Source organism: Evansella tamaricis (assembly GCF_019042215.1).
Taxonomy (GTDB): Bacteria; Bacillota; Bacilli; order Bacillales; family Salisediminibacteriaceae; genus Evansella; species Evansella tamaricis.
Genome location: NZ_JAHQCS010000035.1, coordinates 13,804 through 39,192, shown reverse-complemented (window position 1 = coordinate 39,192; position 25,389 = coordinate 13,804). Strand labels below are relative to the sequence as shown.

General features: G+C 37.6%; 20 protein-coding genes. 1 reads left to right on the top strand and 19 read right to left on the bottom strand.

The genetic code is table 11. The features are described 5' to 3' along the window. Window positions 1–564: 564 nt before the first annotated feature. The 8 genes from KS419_RS02100 to KS419_RS02065 all read right to left on the bottom strand — a co-directional run bounded on the left by KS419_RS02100 (window position 565) and on the right by KS419_RS02065 (window position 14,206). A complete protein-coding gene (locus KS419_RS02100) occupies window positions 565–816 on the bottom strand; it encodes a hypothetical protein (RefSeq protein WP_217064425.1) in 252 nt (83 codons plus the stop codon). Between the two features lie 159 nt (window positions 817–975). After that, window positions 976–5,448, bottom strand: a complete 4,473-nt coding sequence (locus KS419_RS02095; protein WP_217064424.1) for a rhoptry family protein — start codon at window positions 5,446–5,448, stop codon at window positions 976–978. Further along, on the bottom strand, window positions 5,448–6,182 hold the full coding sequence (locus KS419_RS02090; RefSeq protein ID WP_217064423.1) for a DUF6063 family protein: 735 nt from the start codon (window positions 6,180–6,182) through the stop codon (window positions 5,448–5,450). The genes KS419_RS02095 and KS419_RS02090 overlap by 1 nt, the downstream gene beginning before the upstream one ends. Window positions 6,183–6,184: 2 nt before the next feature. Next, complete coding sequence (locus KS419_RS02085; RefSeq protein WP_217064422.1) at window positions 6,185–7,690, bottom strand: hypothetical protein; 1,506 nt, start codon at window positions 7,688–7,690, stop codon at window positions 6,185–6,187. Next, window positions 7,677–8,777, bottom strand: coding sequence for a DUF2399 domain-containing protein (locus tag KS419_RS02080; protein ID WP_217064421.1), 1,101 nt, complete (start codon window positions 8,775–8,777; stop codon window positions 7,677–7,679). Before KS419_RS02080 ends, KS419_RS02085 begins: the two co-directional genes overlap by 14 nt. 610 nt (window positions 8,778–9,387) lie before the next feature. Beyond that, entirely contained in the window at window positions 9,388–9,768 is a 381-nt protein-coding gene (locus KS419_RS02075; protein ID WP_217064420.1) for a hypothetical protein, read from the bottom strand. Between the two features lie 126 nt (window positions 9,769–9,894). Beyond that, entirely contained in the window at window positions 9,895–12,990 is a 3,096-nt protein-coding gene (locus tag KS419_RS02070; protein WP_217064419.1) for an AAA family ATPase, read from the bottom strand. 19 nt (window positions 12,991–13,009) lie between these two features. Then, window positions 13,010–14,206, bottom strand: coding sequence for an exonuclease SbcCD subunit D (locus KS419_RS02065; protein WP_217064418.1), 1,197 nt, complete (start codon window positions 14,204–14,206; stop codon window positions 13,010–13,012). 189 nt (window positions 14,207–14,395) lie between these two features. Between KS419_RS02065 and KS419_RS02060 the strand changes: the two genes are divergently transcribed. Beyond that, window positions 14,396–15,547: a helix-turn-helix domain-containing protein gene (locus KS419_RS02060; RefSeq protein WP_217064417.1), complete on the top strand. Its 1,152-nt coding sequence runs from the start codon at window positions 14,396–14,398 to the stop codon at window positions 15,545–15,547. A 115-nt stretch (window positions 15,548–15,662) separates the two neighbouring features. Here KS419_RS02060 and KS419_RS02055 read toward each other — a convergent pair whose 3' ends face one another. The 11 genes from KS419_RS02055 to KS419_RS02010 all read right to left on the bottom strand — a co-directional run bounded on the left by KS419_RS02055 (window position 15,663) and on the right by KS419_RS02010 (window position 25,352). Beyond that, entirely contained in the window at window positions 15,663–15,878 is a 216-nt protein-coding gene (locus KS419_RS02055) for a hypothetical protein (RefSeq protein WP_217064416.1), read from the bottom strand. Between the two features lie 158 nt (window positions 15,879–16,036). Continuing rightward, the gene (locus KS419_RS02050) at window positions 16,037–17,569 is read right to left on the bottom strand and encodes a glycoside hydrolase family 32 protein (RefSeq protein ID WP_217064415.1); all 1,533 of its coding nucleotides are present in this window, start codon (window positions 17,567–17,569) and stop codon (window positions 16,037–16,039) included. 17 nt (window positions 17,570–17,586) lie between these two features. Then, the gene (locus KS419_RS25120) at window positions 17,587–17,844 is read right to left on the bottom strand and encodes a PfkB family carbohydrate kinase (protein WP_281419756.1); all 258 of its coding nucleotides are present in this window, start codon (window positions 17,842–17,844) and stop codon (window positions 17,587–17,589) included. Continuing rightward, the gene (locus tag KS419_RS02045; protein WP_281419755.1) at window positions 17,828–18,340 is read right to left on the bottom strand and encodes a PfkB family carbohydrate kinase; all 513 of its coding nucleotides are present in this window, start codon (window positions 18,338–18,340) and stop codon (window positions 17,828–17,830) included. Before KS419_RS02045 ends, KS419_RS25120 begins: the two co-directional genes overlap by 17 nt. Window positions 18,341–18,720: 380 nt before the next feature. Then, entirely contained in the window at window positions 18,721–19,836 is a 1,116-nt protein-coding gene (locus tag KS419_RS02040; protein WP_217064414.1) for a glycoside hydrolase family 172 protein, read from the bottom strand. Further along, on the bottom strand, window positions 19,833–21,305 hold the full coding sequence (gene xylB / locus KS419_RS02035; protein WP_217064413.1) for a xylulokinase: 1,473 nt from the start codon (window positions 21,303–21,305) through the stop codon (window positions 19,833–19,835). The genes KS419_RS02040 and xylB overlap by 4 nt, the downstream gene beginning before the upstream one ends. 142 nt (window positions 21,306–21,447) lie before the next feature. Continuing rightward, window positions 21,448–22,224 (bottom strand): energy-coupling factor transporter transmembrane component T family protein, encoded by a 777-nt coding sequence (locus KS419_RS02030; protein WP_217064412.1) that lies wholly within the window; start codon window positions 22,222–22,224, stop codon window positions 21,448–21,450. Between the two features lie 58 nt (window positions 22,225–22,282). Next, entirely contained in the window at window positions 22,283–22,909 is a 627-nt protein-coding gene (locus tag KS419_RS02025) for an ECF transporter S component (protein ID WP_217064411.1), read from the bottom strand. Between the two features lie 20 nt (window positions 22,910–22,929). Continuing rightward, window positions 22,930–23,745 carry an energy-coupling factor ABC transporter ATP-binding protein gene (locus KS419_RS02020; protein WP_217064410.1) on the bottom strand — a complete coding sequence of 272 codons (816 nt, stop codon included), beginning with the start codon at window positions 23,743–23,745 and terminating at the stop codon, window positions 22,930–22,932. After that, window positions 23,708–24,601, bottom strand: coding sequence for an energy-coupling factor ABC transporter ATP-binding protein (locus KS419_RS02015; RefSeq protein WP_217064409.1), 894 nt, complete (start codon window positions 24,599–24,601; stop codon window positions 23,708–23,710). Before KS419_RS02015 ends, KS419_RS02020 begins: the two co-directional genes overlap by 38 nt. A gap of 16 nt (window positions 24,602–24,617) precedes the next feature. Beyond that, window positions 24,618–25,352, bottom strand: a complete 735-nt coding sequence (locus KS419_RS02010; RefSeq protein ID WP_217064408.1) for a nucleoside phosphorylase — start codon at window positions 25,350–25,352, stop codon at window positions 24,618–24,620. Window positions 25,353–25,389: the final 37 nt, after the last annotated feature.

Here is a 25,389-nt window from a genome sequence, read left to right as displayed (position 1 = left end):
TGATATCAAATAGAAATTTTATGACTTAAAAGGTGACACTCGAAAGCGGTGCCTTGCCCCCACGGTACGCTAAAAATTTAGTACATGGGAGAGTAGGCACTCATTGCATAGCTCACCGGTACTATTACTGACATTTAACCTTTCAATTTTAAAATGAAAAACTCCTAAAATTCTTTTAATATACAAGCAATAAAGAAAAAACGAACTCCTTTATTCGGAATCCGTTCATAAGTCATTAAGCTAACTCCAACCACGCAGCCACTTAACATTGATAAAAAGATGAATTACTAAAAAGTTAAGGTTACATAGAGAGTTATCTATTTTTCTATGTTGATTGGCAGAAATAACTCAACTATTATTTATCCATGTTTGAATTTTACTTTCTATTAACGTAGAAGCGAAAATTCCCAATGCGGATGTTTTACCTGTCCCAGCTCTTCCTAATAGGACTGACAGTTTAGATGATTCAAGAATCTGTAACGCTTTCGCCTTTTCATCTCTAGCACGTTGAGTGTTTTCTTCATTCCCTTCTTGAAGTTCTCCAAATTGTTCATCAATAATTTTTCACCAGTTTTGCTCGCTGGATAAACTCTTTTCTAAACGACTATTTACTATTTCGACTACCACTTGTTTATACTCTTCATAATCTTTTAGTTTGATGTACGTATTTTCCACATCAACGTACAGCTCACCTTCCTGCAAGAAATCAAGTACACCTTCAATCTTTTCCGTTTGAAAATCCGTTTTTTGGTCTAATGGTAAGTTCGTTATTTCTTCAACAATTTGATCATAGCTAAGTAAAGTATGGCCTTGCATCGAGGGACTAGACACTTTAATCTATTTTATAGTTCTGCATTTCCTTCTCTACCAGAAATAGCTAAATGAGAGCAAAACGCGCAGATAATGTTTTAGCTAGCCCTCCATAAAGAAGAATGAAACACCGGAATCGTCCGCTTAATGTTTCGTTTGCCAAATTCACTTCACGACTTCTTCTTCAAACTTCGTTGTCATAAAAGAACTCGGTTTGACGTATTTTCTTCTGTGAGAATGCACTCGACGCTTTCCGTTTGGATGTTCTTCAAAATACAAATCATGAAGAGAAGGAAACTTCATGGATATTTCTGATTTCATTAACTCCGGGGGTGCAACAACAATGAACTGGTACCTCAAAGCTTCTGTTATAGCAAAGATTGGGTCTACAACACTTGCTGAAACAGCATTGGCTAGTGGATTATCCATATAGATGAATTGCCAATCTTGGTCAGACACTTTTCTCTTGTGAGACATCATCATCAGGAACATAATTGTTCTTCCGCTCACCTTTTGCCCACCACTACCTGTTGCACTTGAATCTGAACCTTCATTAAGTTCTTCCCAATCAATGTAATATTCAGATCTAGGGACATCATACATGAATACGTTCTGTTCATCCAAATAATAGATATCGAACTTTGGATATTGGTTACCTAATGCAGAGTATACAACATCTGCAACAGACACATATTCCTGTATTTCTCTAATGGTCAAAGATTCAATTGCCTTTCCACTCTTTTCGATTTTGGTTATAGCTGCATTAAAGAAATCTTCTAATGGAATTTGATATTCCTCTGCTTTAATTGGTAATTTACGTTTATTTCTAATCTTAACGAGCGGGAAATCATGTCCTCCACGGTTTTTAACCACCATTTCGCCAGCCATTTCAAAAATTGACTTCACAACGTTTGCTGCAAATTGTGATGCGTACTTCACCCATCGCTTTCTTGCTTCGATTCCTTTAGTTTTATCATTTTCTAAGTTATCTAATTCAAACTGGGAGACTCTCCTGATGCTTTCTAACCTCTCTTTTGTAGATGATAACTCTTGTATATTGAGCATATGAAAACTGTCCAATATAACTTCTTTTAACTTCTCATCCCAAGTAGCGTTTTTGATATCGATAATTGCACCTTCTCGCTTACTTGATAATTGACGGAAGACACCCTTTCGTTGTTTGAGTTGCGCATCATACTCTATGCCCCATTCCGAGATTACAGTTTTTGCATTGTTCCGAATTTTATTTGAGATGTTTTCTCTTAACGGGAAGTACACTTCTCCTGTTATCCCCATTTTAGTTAAAAGAGTTGCTTTTTCTCTGTCTATAGAGCCGAAAAGTTTTTCAAGAGAGTTCTTTTCCTTTGCCTTTAGCTCTTCTAATTGTTCGGTTTCTTCTTTTTCGGCATTTATGGATTCTTCTATTACATTTAAATCCATCCCAAGCCAATCTTCAGCTTTTCTTCCGTGCACTTCTTTAATACTTTTTACCATTTCATCTACTGACTTTTGAGTGCTTTCTAATGAACCTGATAACCTATCCACTTCCCCTTTTACCTCATTGTACTCCGATTGTGTTTTGTCGCGTTTTGACTTCTTCATATCAAAGTCTTTCTTTAAAATATTAACAGGTTCGGATGGTTCTTCCATGTCCAAACCGTTTGCATTTAAGACTAGAAGTTCTTCTGCCTTTTCTTTTGTTCTATTAAAATAATGAACGCTGTCATTTCTCAGTGTTATTATTTCTATTTGTTTTTCTTCCATGCTTTTGCGTAGGCTATGAAAATACTCCATCTTAGTTGAAATAGTGGATAGAGGACTAGACAAAATAGGTTTTTCAATTAGTTCTTCTAATATTTTTTCTTTAGGTAGAGCAGCGTCAGGTATGACTTCTTGAATTATTTTAATCTTACCAGACTGTTCGGACTTCCAATCCACATAGCTAGCAAACCAATTATTTTTCATTGCTTCTATTTCCGTTACTTGCAATGAAAGTTTTTTCTCTTCTGCATTCATCTGTTTCAATAAGCCATCAACTTCCGCCTCATTTTCCCTCTCCTCTTTGTTTTTATTCAATGCAGAAATGAACTCATTAAGTTGAATTTCATTTTGTTTGTTTTCCGATAGTTTCTCCTGAAAACGAAGGAAGTTTTTTTTTGCTTTTTCTGACATTTTTTTTTTGATTTCATAATCATTATTTAATTTTTCAAGGAATTTGCTCATTTTTTTGAGCATGTCTTTCACCAATGATAATTGGTCTTCAGTCACTTCCGCACTTTCGTTCTCGTTGAAATTATCAAGCTGATTTGATAATTGCGACACAGACGAAATGACCTTTTCATTGGAAGCAATTTGCGCCTCAACCCCACTTTTCCTTTGTCGGGATTTCTGAATGTATTCCTCCCAAATAGATGGGTCTTCTACGAAGGTATCTGCCTGGTTAATTAGAATGCCCCTACGGTTCTCTTTTGTGTCTAATTCGAATGACTTTTTCTCAATAACAGCTACCTGACTTTGTAATAAAACATCACGAAAAAGTTCTGTATTACCTAAGTCAGACATCACTAATATAGAATACTTCAATGAAGGGAACTTTCGATTGTAAACCTTTCTTTCTTCTAATGACAATTGCGACAAAAACTCTGAACCAGATTGAAAGAAAATGTTCTTATCCGAAAGAACGTTGCAAACTTTTTCAATGTCCGCGTTAGGCACAAAATGGTCTTTGTCCGATAACTGTAGCTGTTGTTCAATTTTCAGTAATTCCAGATGTAGCGATTTATCATCTTTTTTCCTTTTTGATAGTAGGTCAGATAAATCTTCTATCTTGGAACTAATCCACTCGAAAGTTGGTTCTGAAAATTCTATATCTATCGTAAGTAATTCTGAAATTTTATTACGAAGATACTCTTGTTTTATTTTTTTTGCTTTAAGGTCCTTTTCTTTTTCCTTTATGCTTTTTTCAAGATACCTCTTATCGGACTTAACTTTCCCTATTTCTTCTTTAATTTTTTCAGTTTCATTATTAAAATTCTTCTCTGATTCCTGTGCGTCGTTCATATTTTTAGTAAGCTCTTTAGTCGATTCAACCAATTCTTTTAGAATGCTTTGTGGCTTTGATTGGACCGCCGGACCATACTTTCCCTTCATTTCCTTTGCAAAGGAATCAAATTTTTCTAGGTCCTTTTTCAACTGATTTAATTGCTCACCAGTTCTGCCTATTTCTGTACGTAATTCATTAGCTTCCTTTGACTTTTTCCTCCTTATAGTTTCCGTTTGCTCCATGTAAGAGTAGTAGGAATTTTGAGCAATTTCTAATGATTGATAGGCAGCTTTCCAGTCTTTTTGGATTAAGACGACTACTTCTTGTTCCTTCTTTTTGATTTCAGAAATCTCTTCGGATTGCTCTAGCTGTTCAATTTTCTCCAAAGTTTCATCGTATTTCTTTTTTTCTACGCGGTATTTTTTAATGGCAAGATTCAATTCCGCTTGTGTTAATTGCTCCTCCACTTTTTCGAAATCTGCTTTTGCTTCATCAAGCAAAGTTTGATATTCGTCGTATTCCTCTTTAATTTCCTTTCGTTCTTTTTCTTTACGTGCATAATTCAAATTGGACTCTTTCCAACTTACTTCGTCTTTTTGGTCTTGCAACTCATTCAATTCTTTCTCTGTGTCCGTTATTTCTTCATTTATTTGCGTCATTACATTGTCAATGTTGGCAACAATATTTTCGCCCATTTCTTTATGATGCTGTAATTTTTTGCTGATTGTCTCGTATTCTTCAATGCTAGAATCGAATCTTCCTACAACGCCTAAAACGTCCTGGTGTGATTTCTCTCTTCTAACTAAAGAAGGTAAATTTTTTGCGATGGATGCACTGTCTTTGAATTGTTCACTCACTTCTTTTTGAATATCAATGTCCTCTATTAATTTGTACCGTTCCGTGATAGAAGGAATTAGCATGTTTCTTACAAACGTTTCATTTGTTGTTGCATTCTTTTGATCGTCAAAGTAAGGAGCTATTCCTGCCTCTTTTCGGTTTATTTTTTTAAGTTCTGACCAATCAGAATCATAGACGCCATTGTCTCGACAAGTCTTAAAAAAAGTTGACTTTCCGCTTGGCGCGCTGTGAAAGTACTTTTCCTTTTCTTTTTTTAGGTACTCCTCGAAATCTTCTAATCCCATTGCTAATTCTTTTTTTTCATCCCATATTGGCAACTCTTCCATGTTGAAATCCCCTATTTCAAACTCTCTTCCGAACAGTCTATACCTGATACGGACTTCAGGAGTTGGTTGTGTTACTCTTTCAGCAGACATGGCGATGCCTGTAATTAGTCTTTTTAATGGTGTTACCCACCATTCAATAACAACATAGAATGTATATGGATTGAATTGGCTGCCTTTCATGAAAAAGTGCTTAACTTGATTTTGCCCTTTATCACCCCAACTTGTTTCAGGGAGGAAGATTTGATTAATGGCTTGCAACAGTGCCCCTTTTCCGTTCCCGTTAGGGAAAGTAATAGCGCCATTGACCGGGTTTCCTTCGTCATCTAAGAAATCAAAAATCAGTTTTCCGTATTCTTTTTTCTGTTTGTCGTATTTTAAGTTGTATACTCCTATTCTTAAAATCCCCGCCATTACAATTCACTTCCTTGGCTTTTTAAAATTAAGTTTCGTATGGAATTGAATCTTGTGTCATCCCTGTAAGCTAGATTCATTCTTTCATAAAGAATTTCTGTCGGATAGACAATAAACGTTCCCATGGTTGGGTAAATTCTAACAAGGTTATTGTCTTCTAAGAACTTCATTAACATATGGACTATTGCTGACTTGGTTTTAAAAGACGGAAGTAGTTTCGAAGCCTTTTCATCTTTTAAATTTCTAGTAGAAAATACATTGATTACTTCCCATATATTTATCCCCCACTGCTCTTCGAATTTTGTATCGTTTTCTATTTTTTCAGACCATTCATTAAGAACATTTTCAACGTCTTTTATTAATTTATAGTAACTTGTTCCCTCAATGTCCATTTGATTTCTCATTACAATATCCGTATCAATTTCAGCAAGGTAAACCAAAGCGATAACACAGAGCACATGGAACTGCTCCTGGTTTTCAAATCCGAATTTTTGTTTCAATTGACTATATGGGGTAGAAAACAAAGAACCGTTGTCAGAAGCTACCAAGTGTATATAATCTGAGCCTTCCAATACTTCCGTTCCTGATGCGTTTGCACACTGCTTCACAAAATCCCTAATAGCAGCATCGGAAAAATACAACACACCCTCTTCCTCTTTTGCATGTACAAATCCATTACTAACTAGTTGGAAATATATCTTTAACCCTTCGAGCATTACATCTATTCCTCCCATCTTTAAGCCACTTTCTTTGGTCTTTTCAAGTACAACGTTCCAGCCGTAATTACTACGGTTTTATCAAATTCCAATAGTATGGAAGAGTCTTTTTCAATGTAGATAACGCAACTTTGTATTTTTTTAAACCTCGGATTGTTTACAATGAGTCTTTTTATGAACTCTTCCCTGTCATCCTCGTACGTTTCCGTCACTTGAATAATGCTAGGCACTATGAATTTTTCTTTGGAAAATTGAACCCAAAGTTCAATGGCGTCTTTCGACCACCCCTTTAAGTGAGTGAAGGATTTAATAGAGAATTCCCCTTTTTCAATAAGTTGCGTCATTATTGGCATCCATTTTGATAAGATATTGTCCCAATTTATATGATAGGAATAAGCCTTAACCTCAACCTTTTCTTTATCCTCTTCTTCTAGTTCTTCTTGGACATCTCTTTTGGTTATGGCTTGTCTTTCCCAAATCCTCTCCAATGAGAATAAATCAGGAGAAACCGGAGATAACAAAGGACTTAGTGTTTTATCAAATATTTCAACATCCACAATCCCTTTTTCTTGAATTAATCCTTCCCAGTAATTCTCCCTGAAACGGATAGACGAATTCTTAATTAGCAAGTCAGGTCTATTTGTCCGTATATCTATTATGAATGCTATGTTTTTTGTTACCAGTGTATTAAACTCAGCATGTTTATTGGTGGTTAACCGAAGGTGCTCCCTTATTTCATTCATGCGTTTTTTTGCTTGCTCATCATATAGCCCTTCGTTTTTCTCTTCTAAACGATATAGCATTGTAAACATCTTTTGAAAATTTTCTTCTTCCTCTTTGAATTGATTTTGTATCTCTTTTTCTCTTTTACTTTTATCATCAAAGGAATTTTGAAGAATTATCTTAGGTTCTCTTGCGATTCTCTTTCCGTAATCTTTTTCTTTGTTTATTAACGTTCTGACGCGATTTAACAGAAACTGGGTTTGTTTCAATACCCCATCGATATTCCCTTTTTTCAACAGTTGTATCAAGTACAATTGTTCGAGTGTGATGGATAGTTCTGCTGTAATTTCCCTGCTAGAAAATATGATGAATTGAGAATCGTCCGTAAGTCTGTAGATTATTTCAGGGTTCTTCCCCATTGCATCCTGGTCTGCGACCAAATAGGAAAACTTATGATGCAAAAACGTTTGTTTATTATGTGAGTAGTAAGGTCTTTTATATGAATCTAATGTTTGAGGACTTGAATACAACATCGCTGCAACCAATCGTTCTATTTCCTTTTCTGTGGCGTCTATTTTCATTTCTGCCATGACGTCCCTAATAATCTCTTTAATATCGCTCTCTTTTCTTGCTTCACTATTCCTTACTTCGCGATAAAAAAGCTCAAGCAGGGCAGCCATCAAAATATTCTCTATATACGGATTTATTGAAGGACCTAGTTCCATCCCTTTCCCAAAAGTAAAAAAGGGATTAAGTAATTTCATCCTCTCTTCGTATCCGTCCCATATTTCAGAAATTAACATGGTTCCACCCCTTTGCTTTGAGCATTTCGTAGTTCGTTACTTCTTGCGGAATGCGCCTTTTTCCTTCCCATAGAGCTTGTAACTTATTGCGATAGAACTCATCTGATTCATCTTGGAATTCTTCCAAGAATAGTTCGTAATCCACTTTATCCTCTTTCTGCCCTTTTTCAATATGGGGTGGATTTGGCTCTACTTTTAGCATCCACCTATATATTCCCTTTGCGATTCTAAAGGACAAATCACTGTACTTCCTTTTTACTTTTGCGTAAATACTAATGCCTTCAGGGTCAATATCTCCCACATAGTAGTATGCTTTTTCTGCTGCGTTATCAAAAAGTGTGTATAGATATTCTAGGTTGGCTATCGTTTGTTTTCCTCTTGCGTACACAATCATATCTATTTCTAAATCAATTATTTGGCTTTCTTCTTGTAAATATCTTCGCACGGAATGGTAGAATGAATTATTTTCAATTACCAATACTGTTTTTACTTCACTTAGCGGTATTCTTCCGCGCGTCTCGTAAGGAATCGGTTCAGGAAATTTTTTTGCGTCCAAATCCTCGATGGTTAATCCTACCTTAGTTAAAAAGTTTTTCCCATTTCCTTCCTTGGGGGTTAGCCACTTTTCATTTTTAAAAAGCTGATACATTCTCTCCTCAGTAGTAACGACGGACGGCTCTTTTTTGTTTTTAAGATAATGGTAGAGTGGGGTTAACCTGGACCAGTTTTCTTCTGTTTGTTGTTCTGGATAATTCACAAAACTCGATAGGTTTAAATATACGCTGTAATTTAAAATATCTGAACGATTCCACTGCTCTTCGTGCTTCTTTTTTACCTTTCTCCAATGGATAGGCAGTTTAATCAGTGGGTGTTTTTCTTTTTTTCGAGAACTAACTACTTCAATTTCATTTAACTTTTGTAGCGTTAGTATTTCTTTTTTTAATATTTCTCTACCGCCAGCTTCTAAATATCGATTTATTGAGTTATATTCACCTTGCACGTAGTTCTCCAAATCCTCTAAGTTGAAGTTCATCTTTTTATTAGTATTTAGGTAATTCGCAATAATGTTCTTAATCGTTTTCCCCATCACATTCACTCCTGGAACAAGTCTCTACTTTTCCCTCTTTATCTACAATAAAAACCATCTGTTCTAATGCATCCAACAGTTTTTGGATGATTTTATTTGTTGTATTGTAATCTTAAGATTTCTTCTTTCTTCTGCCAATTTTCTAACTGACAATCCTCGTTTTCTCATATCACCCTTGATGTTATGAAACTAATTGCGGGTTAAAAATTTCAAAAGATAACTTTTATTTATGGAGAGGTGAAAGAATACTCCTCTTTCCGATACCTGCCCTCGAGAACTTCATTCTGCTGAACAGTTTTATTTAATTAACTTAATCTTTGACTCTTATATTCTCCAGCATTTCCTGTTTATTCTTATCTGTTTTTCTACTACCCACAATTTATCTAATCCCAATTTAATTAATCAAAGCTACCCTGAAAGGGCCAAGGGGACAGGTCCCTTGGCCAGCTTTCTGATAGAAAAAATAGCAATAGAAAAGATTCAATCATCACCCAGCCTTACATTCTTTATTAATCCTGCTCGTAGGTGGAGTGAGAAGGACAGTTTATTGTACCTGTTACCCACAAATCTAACTGGGACACGTTACAGTCCCACTCATTTACAAACTTTACTAGGCCACTGTACATGTCCCCCTGTCCCAAAAACTTCCATTTAAAACATCATAATTTTTACGTGCATAAGACGATTTCTCCACATGACGTAATAATAATCGTTCTAATACCTTCCTTTCATGGGTAGTGTCATTATTAATACATCTATTATGGGACGTAGTATAGACATGCTCTCCCCAATTTTTTATTTCATCCATCGATGCAATATAACGGTCATGATATACAATAATTTGCCAATTATTGAGCTTTGCAAGTTCTGATGTAACAGCGTAATTTTGTTGATGCCGCTGCTCAACATTATTTAGTTTCATCTCATATAAATAAACAGGTAAATCCTTAGTAGTATTATTTATTTTCCAGTCAGCGAGACAATGCAGCAAAAGAAATTTCCCCTAAGTATTTTTTAACATTTTATAAATTTATCCCGATAATTCTGTATATTATATATTAATTGCTAGTTCCCTAATGGTATTGTTCTAGGGAACTAGCATAATACTCAAACAATTTTATTTAATAACAAACTCTGTCTTACTAAAGCCTTCCTTCGTCTTTTTAACCTCTAGGATGGCAGGAATAGTGTTTTTCAGCTCTTGAACGTGGGAGATTACTCCAATCATTCTTCCTGATTTTTGTAAATCTATTAATGTGTCGATGGCCTTGTTTAATGATTCTTCATCTAATGACCCGAAGCCCTCATCGATAAACATCGTGTCAATAGAAACACTACCTTGATAGCTTTGAATGACATCGGCCATTCCAAGTGCAAGACATAGGGAAGCATTAAATTTCTCGCCACCAGATAAGGTTTTCACATCCCGTGTTTGCCCTGTATATGCATCAAAAACGTCCAATCCAAGACCACTCTGTCTTCCGTGGCTCTCTTGTCGTTCACTGCGAATTAAATGAAACTGTCCGTTGGAGATGCGACGTAACCGTTCATTAGCAGCAACAATAATTTGCTCAAGGAATTCTATTTGTAAATAACGCTCAAAGGATATTTTACTGCTGTTTTGCCCTCTTACTACATCATATAGATTAGCAATAATTTGAAGTTCCCTTTCCACTTCTTTCACCGATTCTTCTGCTTCTGTTATTTTCGTTTTTAAGTCGTTCGTTTGTTGGTGATACTGCTTCGATTGTCTTAGTTGTTCACCGGCAGTTTCATTTGCGTTTTTCAATTCTTCTACTTCCGATTGTAGAGCCTCTAAATCCACTTTCGTTTTATCTTTAAGGGATGCTTTCAATTCAGCTACTTGTTGCTTCAATGTAAGGAGGTCACTCCTAAATTTCTCTATTTCAACTTTTAGCTGCTCTCGATCTGCCTTTGGCATTTTCGCCTGCTCGTAAGCTTCTTTAGACGGAAAGCTTGCATCTTGTAAAGCCTCATTAAAATGTCTTTCCGCTTGTTTCCGCTTGTCAATACACTCTGCCAATCGTGATTTAGCATTAACTACATCGGCAGTCTTTTTGGTTGCTTCTTCCTTTGTAACTGTTAACTGCTCTTGGGCATCTTCCCATGCTTTTTCTAACTTCCTTTTACGTTCTTGGGCTTCATTTATTTTTTCATTTAACGTTGTCAGTTCCCTAATTTCTTCTGGGATTGGTTTTAACTGTTCCTCATATACCGCTTTTTTCGTTGTATAACTTGTCTTTGCTTCTTGGTAGAGTTTTTCAGTATCATCTTTTTGAATGTCTAGCTTTTTAAGCTTGGCTTCCAGGTCTTTCGCTTCCATTCTTAATTGTGGGAGTTTTTCTTTCCTTTTTTCTAACTTATCCACTTCAGCCTTTAGTTTTGTACCTTCCTCCACCATATCGCTATAGGCTTGGTGTGCTTGGTCCGGTTGGATACCAATTTCAGCAATCTCTAATCTTTTGTCATCGAGCTGTTCTTTGATAGATTTCAGACGAGCCTCTACATCAAGGTAAGCACGATGAAATTTATCGCGTTGTTTCTTTGCTTCCTCATACTCTTCTTTTGTCGGTACAGTTCCTTGTTGGTTAGTTGCCTTATTGGGATGTTCCTTACTGCCACATACAGGACAAGTCTCTCCATCGTGTAAATGTTCTGCTAGAATGATAGCTTGCCCTTTTAACCAAGCTTCTTCAAGGGCATCAAATTTATCTTTTTCAACTTGGTAGGCTTCCTGTTTCTTTGAACGTTTTTTCTCAAGATCCTCTTGATTTTTTGCAACATCTAAATATCCTTTAAGTGTTTTAGCGTGGTCTCGCATTTCTAACAATTGTTGATTTTTTTCGTTGAACTGATCAGCTGCTTGCTCACTTCCCTCTACGTTGCTTCTTAACTTTTCTTGGGAGTTCTTGACGTCAGTCATATTTTCTAAAATTTTCTTGCGCTTACCTTCTAAATCCCAAACAGTTTTATTAATACTTCTTAACTCTTCCTTGTCATTATCAATCTCTTTAACCTTAGGAAGATAATCATTGTAGCGGTCTAGCTCCCTCGAAACTTCTTCTCGCTCGGTTTTCTTCTTTTCTTCTGTGTCATAAACTAATTGAGCTTTTTCTAAATCTTTAAGCGCATTTTTTTCTTTTTGCTCAGCAAATTTAAGTGCCTGAACTTTACTTGTTTCATCCTGTCGCCACTGTTTAAGATGCTGCTCGAAAGGCTCTATTTTGATGGCCTTTTCTGCCTGTTCAAGCTGTATTTGTTTTTCATAAACCACCGGCTCTTGTTTCTCTAAGCTTAGTAGATGCTCTTCTTTCTTCTCCAGATTACGAAATTCTCCATTGACTGATTCAGCTTTGTGATAAACTTCTAACTTTTTATCATAAGCAGCATTTGCATCTTCCGCTCGTTTGTTATTTTTATCTATTTCATGGTTATAAAAACTTGTTTCCTCTTCTAATCCAGCGATTACTTGATTCGTATTAAATGTTTCTTGTGAAAGGGCCTCAAAAAGTGTCGAGCCATCACGTTCAGGGATTGTAGCAGCAATATCAGAAATGTATCGATCCCTCGTGTGAACTTCTCTTTTATACTTATCGTCTTTCTCTGTTTTCTTATCTTTTAACCGTTCACTAAACCATTTATATGGCTCTGTTCGAAAGATCTTCCGTAAAATAGCTTCCTTATTGTCTGTTTGGGAAGTTAACAGTTTCCTAAACTCCCCTTGTGGAAGCATGACAATTTGACTGAACTGATCCTTCGATAACCCCATAATGGCTTCTACTTTTTTATTAATCTCAGAAACTATTTGTCTATCGACACAAGGTATTTCTTCATCATTAATTTTTTCAAAAAACTCATACCTTTCACCTGTGGCGCTTTTGTTCCCTTTCTTTTGGTGAGGTAGTTGCCTTAAAATACGATAATGTCTCCCGTGTAACTCAAACTCCAATTCCACTGAAGTATAGTCGTCATCATTAGCAAAGTGACTACGGAGAAGCTTAGCATCACTACGGTCTTCCCCACTCGCAGAGCCATATAAGGCAAAGCAAATACCATCAAAGATTGTGGTTTTCCCCGCTCCTGTATTTCCTGAAACAACAAATATTTTATTTTCCTTCAAATCTTTAAATTCAATTACTTCTTTATCTTTATATGGTCCAAATGCAGTCATTGTAATTTTAATAGGTTTCATTATTCTTCACTCCCCTCGCCTAATTTTTTACAGTAGCTTTCTCTTTTCCTAGTTCTTGTGGTTGTTCACTCTCATGACTTAAAAACTCTTGCAAAATTTCTTTAAAAATAGTTTCCGTTTCCTCAGATACTGCCGTTCCTTTTACTTCTTGATAAAAAGCTTTAAAAAGGGATAATTCATCCATTTTGTTCCGTTCCATTCGCTCACTAGTAACATCTCCATCGATAGAATGGATTTGTATTTTCCGTTCCACGTGCATGGCATTAGGATATACAGAGCGTACTTTTTCCATAGGAGATAGGACAGGCGTATCATCTAACAGGCGAACAAATACATAATCATCATTTTTAGGGTGTTTCAGTATTTCTTCCATCGTTGCTTCCACTGTTCTTAAGTCACGTCTTGGAGTCAATAATCGTTTTTCAAGCTCGACCTTCCCACTTCCGTCTAACTCAACAATATAAAAACCTTTTTTATGATGTTCTTCTGAAATAGAATATTTTAAAGGTGAGCCAGCGTATTGGATTGTTTCATTAAGTACGTGATGGGCTTGGTGCAAATGCCCTAAAGCTGTGTAATGAAAGGCTGTAAAAAGTTTAGCATCCACATGCTCTGCCCCACCAATCGCTAAAAGGCGTTCTGAATCACTTGTATTATCTTTTTCTTCCCCATGAGGTGTTACAAAAGCATGTCCAACAAATACATGACGTACATTTGGGTCCATCTTGTTTTTTAATTCATCCGTAATTTTTTTCATAGCATCATTATGGGACCGTATTTCTTCATCTCCAAATGCATGTCTAACCATGCTTGGATCTGCATATGGTACAAGGTGGAAATGGACTTCCCCATGCTCATCTTTTAAAACAACCGGGTCTAATCTACTAGACATCTGCCCAACAACGTGATAACCCTTAGATTTCATGATTTTGCTTGCAAAATGTAGACGACTAGGACTGTCATGATTTCCTGCAACCGCTATCAAAGGTGTGTTTAGTTTAAGGACGATTTTTTCTAGTACATCATCTAGAAGATTAACTGCTTCGGTAGGAGGCACTCCCCGGTCGTACAAATCCCCAGCAATAATTACGGCATCTGGCTTTTCCTCTTCTACAGCCTTGACGAATTCCTCAAGTACATAGCTCTGATCCTCCGTCATATACACCCCTTGCACAAGCTTTCCTAAATGCCAATCAGCAGTGTGAAAAAACTTCATTGTCCATCCCCTCCATTTTTTCAATATATCAGTAGATTTATAGAATATTTTAATACTGCATTTCAGATTTCCTTTTAATTACCATAACTTTAAGTTAATACAATATTAACAACTGTTATAATAGTTGTCAACGGTTTTTACATTATGTTAATATCTAATTAACATTTTGTTATGAGGTGAATTAGAGTGATGTCAGATAGCATTAATGAAAGAATTAAAAATAGAAGAAAAGAATTAAATTTATCCCAGGCTGATTTAGCAAAGAAAGTTGGCTTGAAGCCACCAGCAATTAGTCAATACGAGTCTGGAGCAAGAAAACCATCCTATGAAGCGTTAAGAAAACTGTCTTTCGCCTTGGAAGTAAATACAGAATATCTTGTTTCTGGAATTGACAAAAATCAAACAGAACTTCCAATTAATAGTTTGGAGCGAGTTATTTTAAAAGTAATTCACTCCCTACCATCAAATGATAAGGAGAAATTATTAGATTATGCTACATTTTTGGCAACTGGAAAAAAAACTAAAATCGATAGAGTATTTGAAACTCCAACTGACTATGCGAATAATTTGTTAGAGGAAGAATTTTACAAAGAATTACCAATTGACCTATATAAGATAGCAGCAAAATTAGGGTTAAGAATAATAGAAGATAATTTAGCAGAAGGAGAAGGAATTTTAATTCAAGGTGATCATCCTGTAATATTACTAGATAATCGTCAATTAGAAACAAGGAAAAAATTCACTTTTGCCACCTTAATCGGACATTACATCTTACCTTGGCACTTAAAGTCCAGTTACACAATTAGAAAGTACAATAAGAATGAGGATAAAAACTTAGATATTAAGGGAGATAATCTAGATGAGGTACCAATAGGGACTTCAACCCTTTTGACGGAAGAAGTTGAAGAAATGGAAGCCCATGAATTTGCTGCAAGTATTATTATGCCTTCTAAAGAATTGCAAAAAGATTTTGTTTTGCAAACAGCAACTATAGAAACGTTGAAAGAACTAGCTGGTAATAAATATAAGGTATCACTGTTCGCCCTATTAAATCAGTTAGTTGATTTTGCAGAAGACAAATATGCAGTTGTACAATCAAAAGATTTTAAAGTAATTAAAAATTATCAAGGTAGACGTCCTCTGGTTTCTTCTGAAGTTGATAAGAGGAGTATAGCTGCCACCTTCTTTACCATGCCTCCCGTTGTAAAAGAGGTTAGAGAAGGAGAAGTACCGGCATCATGTTGGGTACTAGATGCCCATGAAAACGAAACGGTATATGAACAGTCAACTTATAAACCCGAGATTGGAAAAGTTTTAACATTAATAACATTTAATGAATAAAGACTTAGTGATAAAAATAGGACAAAAACAGCCACCTTTTTACTTGTGGCTGTTTTTGAATTCATAGGACTATATGGGAATCTATTGTATAAACCATCAAAGTCGATTATAGTAATTACGAAATTTTCTCAGCGATTAACCTACGCCTCTCTTCTAGGAAAGTGTCATAATCACCTGAATCCATTTCAAAAATGGATCTGGGTATACAGTTCATCTTAAGGTTTTCTAGAAGGGCTTCCCAACTATCTATTTCACCAATTCTTAATTGTTCCCCATTTACTTGAGCTTTTACCTTATCCATATATTCACCAGGTGCTTGCGCTTTGACCAACTAAGTTTACCACCTGTTCAGTATAAGCATAGTTAGCTATTTGATTATACAGCCTTCTGTTATTATAACCATTGACCTGTAAATACTTCTTAGGAAAAACGTGATGAACATCTCCCCTTTTACCTTTTTTCAGCGGTATCTATAGTCCCTTTGCCCCGCTAAACAAATACACACTTCAGTTTCCACCAGTCAAAACGATTAACCGAAACCTTTCCACCCTCAGAAACTAATCTAAACTCAGCACTTTTATGATTTGTGTAAATCCGATTAGTAATTACAGTTTCACCATCATTTATAAACAATTCAAGAGATGTAGTATCCATCAATAGGTGAAGTTTCACCATATTACGATTTTCCATCACCGTTAAAGGTGCTTTACTAACACCTTTTGGACCAACACCAGCATTGTTTCGGTCCACCCTTATTTCCTGTTGCAGAAGATCCACCAAGACCTCCGTTCTTTCTTTTCCATCCTCTGACACTCTTAAATGTAACCCAAACACAGAAGCCTCTGTTTTATCCAAATCAACTTCAACCACCAGTTCTGAATTGCAATCGACCAACCCAATCTTCTCGCCCTTCTCTCCATCAATTCCATCCAGATCATATTCTTTCGAAAAAATAAAGGGTTCCAGCTTCACATGGTCTCCACGCAAAGCTTTCAACTCATCAACTGGCTTTTGCTTGAGAACATTACCTTCTAACACCAATTCTCGCGGAACCGTCATGGCACCAGCCCATCCATGTGCCTCCGATGGCCATATCTTAGAGGTCCAATTGTCCATCCAGCCGAACATTATTCGTCTTCCATTATCATCAATAAACGTTTGAGGTGCATAGAAATCTGGACCATAATCCAATATGCCTGAGGCTCCACGTGTAAACAGACCATGCTTATAATTCATATAACCTATCATATAAATTGGATTCGAGAATTTTTTCCCACTCATATTCATGGGAGAAACAATGAGAACATGCTGGTCACTAATGGGGAATAAATCAGGGCATTCCCACATATCCCCTTGCGATCCATCACTCTCCGCAGCGACCCCCTTATACTCCCAATGTTTCAGGTCCTCCGAATTATATAAAACAATCTTTCCTTTTCCATTCTTACTTGTACCCACGACCATGTACCATTTACCATCATATATCCAAACTTTAGGATCCCTAAAATCCTTTGACGCCTCCTTTGGAATATCACCAGCGGCAATAACAGGGTTATGTTGGTATTTTTTAAAGGTAAGACCGTCGGTGCTTTCTGCAATACATTGCACTTCTATAGGATGCCGTTTATCTACATGACCTGTATAAATTAAAACTAATTTCTCCCCATCAACGACTGCACTTCCAGAAAAACAACCATGGCCCTTCACATCACCATAATCATAAGGTTCTGATGGTGCAAGTGCTACCGGCAGGTGCTCCCAGTGAACCAAATCTTTACTCTTCGCATGTCCCCAATGCATGGGACCCCAATGAGGGCCAAAGGGATAATGTTGATAGAACATGTGGTATTCCCCTTTATACTGAATAAGTCCGTTTGGGTCGTTCATCCAACCTGCCGGTGCCATCATATGGTAGTGAAGGCGATATTCTGATTTCAGTACCTCTGACGATTTTTCCTGAATTACCTTGTTGGCTTTATCTACCATCTCATTATGTTTCACAACCATCTTATCATGATCCATAACCATCCATCCTTTATCTATCTCCTATTCCCATCCCTACATTCTTCCCTAACTCTATGAATATCGTCTATAGCAGGTAATGCCGTCATTGCTCCTTTTTTAGTCGTTGCTAATCCACCTGAAATCGCAGCAAATTCTAGCAATTCCTTCATTTCATCAAAACTCAGATCCGTAAACGACCTCTCTTGTTTCGATAACTGATATAATACACCTGATACAAATGCGTCTCCAGCACCAGTTGTATCTACTACATCGACCTTAAGTGCCGGAAACATGGTGCAGGGACCGATATTGCTCTCTTTGCCATCGCAAATAGCTTCCTCCAGCCCCTGTAGTAACTATGACGAGTGGGATGTTGTACTTCTTAAGCTTTTCCACCCCGGCTTGAACCTCCTCTTCCTTTGTAAGGAGGACCAATTCTTCATGAGAGACCTTCAATACATCTACTTGAGATAACAATGAAAGAATTTTAGAACTAGCATTATTGGTATCCTTCCATAGGGATTGCCTTATGTTTGGGTCAAATGAGGTCAACAAACCGTTATTTTTCGCAAGCTCGAGAGCTTTTCGAGTAGCGGATTCGGAAGGTTCCTTTAAACTAATGGAACCAAAATGAAAGATTTTATACTGATGAAAGGGAACGGAAATGATGTCACTAACATCAAGAAAGCGGTCCGCACATAGTTGGTTGAAGAATTCAAAGCTCCGCTCCCCCTCTTTATCTAATGTGACAATGACAATCCCGGTCCGATTGTTTTTTGAAACTATCATAAAGCTCGTGTCAACACCATAACCCTCTAGTGTCTTTTTAAATAGAGGCCTAGTGAGTCTTCACCAACCATGCCAACAAAAGATACATGCCCCCCTAGTTTGGTATGCCTACAGCAACATTTGCTGGAGCACCTCCTGCAAACTTCTGATATATTTCATTGTTAATATCTATGAAATGAAATCGATCAAAGCTTCTCCTAAACACAAAATACCTTCTTTCATATGACCTCTCCCCACTTTCCAACCGTCAGCGTGTTTTGCTAAAAACATTTAAAGTAACAAAACACTCAACCACATACCAACTGCATATTGGCTAAATTAGAGCCTCTTACACTACTCCTTCCAATAAAAAACCACACAACCTACACAGTAATTTTCCCTTATCGGTCCCACCTTGCTTTGAAATCTGGTAGTTTCGGAAATGGCTGATGTGGTTCCGTTTGGTACCAATAAGCCACGGATGCGATGTCATCACTGAGTGGCTTGTATCGCTTATAATGGGGAAAATTAGGGTACCAACCTAGCGTCTGTACCGTCACCTTTAAGTCCTTTTCAAAACCTATCGCATCTAACAAATGCCAGCGGTATAGACTAAATTTTCGCGGTGCCCGGTCATTAATTATCTTCGCAAGTGGCATACCTACATAAGGATAGTTAAAGGCTTGTTCATTATTTTGGAAAGTCTCATTATCAGAAGTATCCATGTTGGAAAAACCCCAGGCCCCACCAAAATAATCTTCTGCTCCCGTATCGGACATTGTAGGGAATTCCTCATCACCATCCAAATAAAACTTCACTTCCCCTTCCCCCCACCAGTTACTAGACAGGGCATTCCAAGCTAAATAAGTTCCAACATAGTTTCCTTTACCTGCAATTCCATCAACAATAGTATAATTAGGGTCCTCCGTACTAGTCACACTTCGTCGGTACTGTGCATGGAAATAGCCCACATCTTCAGGTATATGCTTTAGCTTATATTGAATTTTATAAGCTACAATAAAGGCATCCACTGGTCCTTCATTTTCCAACGTAAATCTAGCTCCCTTTCGAAAAGGCATCTGCCAATAGCAATTACATCCCTTCTTAGGTGCCACAACAACTGGAATGGAGTTGACAAGATGAGGAGCATAATCATGCCCCATGGCAAAAAAAGCACCTAACGGGCATTCTACCGAAGGATTCGGTTCATCATCCCAGTATATTCGTAAAACAAGTTCGCTATAGTTTTCTAAACTGCTAGTAATAAAAAAGTAATTAATGACACCCATCCCTTTAATATCAGCTAGTACCGCTGTTTCTCCCGATTTAATGCTAATGAACGGTCTTACCTTGTTACCCCTACCAAGGTCTAAGGCAGGGCCGCTATGTTCCAAAAATGGATCTGTCGGGTCTGGGTCCCAAAGACAAGCCTTTCCCTTTTCCCCTGTAGGATTCTCAGGAGATATTTGTCGGGTTATTCCCCCTAAATCGAACGGTAAATTATCCATTACACTCATTTGACATCCCCTCCATTGAACGTTGAAAAATAGTAATTCTGTATGGTCTTAAACTCTTTAAAACTTTCATTATACTTCTCAATAGATAAATTATTTGGCTGTGCTACCCTTACTATCTTTTCTTCTAGTAGTTTGTTTATTACCGCTAATGAAGGGAAAATCTTAGCTTCTACCCCTGCCATAAGGGCAGCACCAACGGCTCCTTGCTCCTTTACTTCACAAACGTAAATGTCCGCTTGAAAAATATCCGCTTGTATTTGCAGCAATACAGGACTCTTCGTCCCACCACCTGATGTAATCACTTTATGGAATGACAAGCCAATTTCTTTGAAAACTTCAATCCGCTCTCGAAGAAAATAAATCATTCCTTCCATAGCTCCTCGGATAAAATGTCCCTTCGTATGATGAAAGGTTAAACCGTGAACTACTCCCTTTGTCTTGTCAGGTGCCCCTCGCTCCCCATTAATATACGGGAGAAAAGTAAGTCCATCACTACCTATAGGAATATCCGCTGCTAACTGATCCAATTCCTCAAACGTAACTTTATCCCCAGCCAAATTTCTAATCCATTGTAAAACAATACCCCCATTCAAACTTGTTCCGACAAAGTTATACATCCCAGGGATAGCATGACAAAATGTTGTCAGCCTCCCTAACGGATCCAATAACAACATATCGTAAGATAAACTAACTTGACTTCCGGAACCAATATTACAATTTAGCGTTCCAGGAGAAGTGACGGAATTGCCAACCAATTGCATGGAGTGATCGGAGCCGCCATAGATAATACGAGCACCATCTAATACGTGAAATGACGAGGTTATATCCTGTCGTGCATATCCCGCTAGCTCAAGGGAGTGATAGATAGGAGGAAAAAGAGCTGGATTTATCCCCAGCTTTTTAAGTAATGACTCATTCCAATTAGCCAACGCAAAGGAGTATGCACCAGTTGCGCAAGCATCACTATGTTCCGTTGCTATTATCCCTGTCAGTTGATACCGAATGAAGTCCTTTGGCAACATGACTTTATGTATCTGTTGAAACAGTTGTGGCTCGTTTTTTTTCAACCATAATAGAGATGGGAGAAGCATGCCTACATCGAGGGGACCATATTCGTCATTACAATTTAACTCTTGAAGAGTTTGTTGAATTTCTTTCACTTCCTTTGCGGTCCTTCGATCAGACCAAATAATCGCTCGTCTGATAGGTCTACCGAGGCGGTCCACCGCAACCAACCCATGCATCTGCCCCGTAATACCGATGGCATTTACTTTGTAGGTTGTAGGAATTCCTTTTAGTGATTGACAAACACACTCCCACCAATGGATAGGGTCTTGTTCTGCAAAACCAAGCTCCGGCATTTCCACACCATATTCTATTTTTTGATCGTAAAGAAGTTCTAAGTGTTCATTTATTAAAACGGTCTTCACACTTGATGTACCAATATCAATCCCAAGTAACTTCTTCATAATTAACTCCACCCTTGACATGAACGTAGGTTAATAATTACATGGCATTTCGTCGTTTGATTAGTATTAAAAGAAGTAGGGAGATACTTCTACCGTTCTAACAGTAGAAGTATCTCAACCTATTCACACGGATAGGGCCAACTTAGCTAACATAAAGAAGGATTCTATAGGCAATTCCGACGACGCCAAATAATGCTACAGACAAAACAATGAACGTATCGATGGCTCTTTTTTGTGGATCCCGGTAATACGTTTTCTTATTATCGGAATTGAATCCCTTACTCTCCAAGGCAACCACTTGATTTTGGACATTCATCATTGAGTTTTGAATCAGGGGTACCATCAAAGGAATAAACGCTTTCATTCGATTTAGAAGACTTCCTTCCGTGTTAAGCCCCCGTGACTTCTGAGCATTAATAATTTGAAACATCTCTTTCTTTAGTACCGGTATGATTTGGAAGGTCGAAGTTAAGACAAAGGTAGCTCGGTAGGAGATTCCCGCTTTATTTAGGGCTACTCCCAATTCGGTCATGTTTAACGTTCTTATGGCCAAGTATAGTACCGCAATTAAGGGCACAATTCTACTGTAGACATTTCCTGCAACCGTTAACCCTTCCTGATAAAACACAAATCGAGTACCTGTAATGACTTCCCACACAACGGTTTCATTAGACGGGTTAAGGATGCCTTGTATCATGAACAAACTGACCCCTAGGAGGATGGCTGCCAAAATTAATACTTTGAAGCCTCTAATTAATCCCTCCGTGTAAATCAATATTAAGGCTGCCACAAATACTACTGCCGATAAATAATAGTTAGTGAAGGTAAAAATACCTACAACCATCCAAAAGGCAAACCATATTTTTGTCATGGGGTACAGGTTTTTGATAAACGTATCTTTCTCATTTATTTGTAGCATTGTCATTACCTCTGTTTTATAAAATAGTAAACCTTATCCATAATCAAACACTATAAGACTATTTTTTTGCTTTTCTAGGAGGAATTAGATTTTTCATAGTATCTGGTAGCTTCTTAAGGATCAAGAAAGCAATGATAACAGCAATACCTTTGTCAACCAAGTTAATTGGTAATCTCGCTAGGAATGCAGAAGAGAAGATATCTTGACCTGCTGCTAAGAATCCAGCAACTACTAAATCTACTCCCGCGCCACTTACACCGCCATATAAGAATACGACAATCGGTGCTGCTATAAATGAGTTAGCCAACGTGACAAATACAGTAGCTAAAGCAACATGTATCCAGTTTTTAAACCAGCCGTATTTGGCCATAAATCCAATAATAACACCCGAGGCTAAATTAGCTAAGCCAAAGGCCATCCCCAATACATCTCCATGCATAAGTCCCAGTACAACATTGGTCATAATTCCCGTTATTCCACCGATGAGTGGTCCAGTAATCGCCGCAATAACAATGGTTCCGATAGAGTCCATAAAAAACGGTAGTTTCAGTTGCCCAGCAATGATACCGCCAATTACGTTAATTGCAATCCCGATTGGAATTAATATCAGTGCGTAGGTAGTTCGAGTCTTCCTGCTAATCGTTGCCGACTTCCTTACTTGATTATTTTCTTGCTTAACTTCCATGCCGTCCATTCCTCCTTAAATTAAGTTGTTATTCTATTTTTGAAGTGTGTGACGAAGTCATTCACACTTAAAAATATTCCATCTTTGCAAACGGCATTGCCTAGTTGGGTAATTTGAGGGGGTTCTATCCAAGCTTTTTTCAGAACATCTTCCCTCCTGAAAACCGTTTGACAATCAGCATCCATTAATACTTGTCCCTCAGCCATGACAATCACTCTGTTTGTATTTTCCGCAACAAAGTCCATATCATGAGAAATCATAATCACCGTATTCCCTTGTTCGTGGAGGAGATCCATTGTGTTCTTCAGTATCTTCCTTCCATCCTCATCCAATCCCCCCGTCGGTTCGTCCATAATGACCACTTTCGGAGAAAAAGTTAAGATGGAAGCAATCGATACGATTTTTTTCCTCGTATAATCTAAAGTCATGGGGTGTTTTGTTAAAATATCCTCTATTTCTAATAAGTCCACGACATACTCTAATTTTTCCTGTGCTTCTGTCTCAGAAAATTTAAAATTTTTCGGGCCTACTAACAGCTCGTCTTTTACCGTTTCACAGAAAAACTGGTGGTTCGGATTTTGAAAGGCATAGCCTACTTTTTTGGAAAGAAAACTAACGCTTTTCCCCTCCGTATCCTCACCATCCACCGTTACTGTTCCTTCCGTCGGCTTTAACAAGCCATTAAAATGCCTGACTAATGTAGTTTTTCCACTTCCATTCTGACCAATAATGGATACAACATCATTATGATGAATATCAATATCCACTCCTTTTAAAGCACGAACACCACCCTTGTACTCATGAACAAGATTTCTCGTTTGAATAACTGGCTCCACTTATGTCTCCCCCTTTTTTATCCTCATTGCTGAAAGCCCCTACAGCTTCATCAAGTGTAATTGGGAGGGTAGTGAATCCCTTTTCTTCTTTCAATCCATAAGCTGCATCCGTTACTTGAGGTAGTCGGATATGATACTGGTTCAATAACTCTTTTTGCTGAAGAATTTCCCTCGTGTCTCCATACAATTTTACTTCTCCATCAAACAACACCATGATTTTAGATGTGTACTGGGCAATTTTTTCAATATTATGGTCAACCATTACTACCGTTCTCCCTAATTGATGAAGCTTTGACACTAACGAAAATATCTCATCTCTACCAATTGGATCCAATTGTGAGGTAGATTCATCGAGGATTACTACCTCTGGTTTTAAAGCAAGGAGGCAGGCAACTGCTAGCCTTTGTTGTTGCCCCCCTGAAAGTTGAAACGGTGATCGGTCAAGGAAGTCTGTTAAATTGCAATCTTTTGCAACTTTTTTAACTCGGTTTAGCATTTCAGTACGTTCAATTCCCATGTTACACATGGCGAAGGCAATTTCATCTTCCACTGTCTCCTGAGTAAATTGACTTTCCGCATCTTGAAAGACAACACCTACATGATTAGTTATAGTTCCTACTGTCGATTCATCTAAGAGAATACCATTTACAATAACATTTCCAATCCAGTCTCCTCCAATTGTGTGGGGAGCGATCCCAATCATGGACAAACATGCAGTTGATTTACCTGCTTTATTTCTCCCAATAATTCCAACAAATTCACCTTGATTAATGGTAACTGAAATGTTTTTAATTGCTGCTTCTTCCTCTTTTGGGTAAAAATACGAGTAATCTTGAAACTCAATAATAGGTTTCATCTAATCCTTCCACCACCTAACCTTGCTTGTTTCGTTCATTCGCTTCCATAATTCTTATTGCCTCAATCCCAACCTTTATTGTCTCTTCCATGGAGCCTTCCATATTTAAAATGCAGCCTGCTCTTAATTTCCGAATAGCAGAAACAATATAGATAGCTGCTGCTTCCATCTCTGAGGCGAGCGTTCCGCCTGCAACCCAGCAGTTCCACCGTTCTTTCAATGTAGTCGCATTTGGCATCGTATCCGGTTCCACTTCTCCGTAGAAGGAATCCTTCGATTGAATAATTCCTGCATGATATTCTTTGTTTAGTTTTTGGGCCGCCTCACAAAGTGCCATTGATACATTTAAATCCGCAGTCGCTGGAAACTCCATAGGCATATACTGCCTTGTTGTACCCTCATCCCTTACTGCTGCGGTACCTATTACCACATCACCTTTCTTAATGAACTCCTGCATGGGACCTGCAGTACCAATTCTAATAAAAGTATCTGCACCAACTCTACTAAGCTCCTCTACTGCTATAGCTGCAGAAGGGGAACCTATTCCAGTAGAACATACAGAAACTTTGGTACCGCTTACATAACCGGTGTACGTTATATACTCTCTGTTTTCGGCTACTTTCCAAGATTCTTCAAATAAACTAGCAATTAACTCGACTCTCCCAGGATCTCCTGGTAGAAAGACATACCTCCCAACATCCCCTTCCACAAGGTCCACATGGTATTGTTTGTTGTTAGCATTTAATAACATTTCTCTGCCTCCTTATGTCTTTTGTATAAAAAAATTT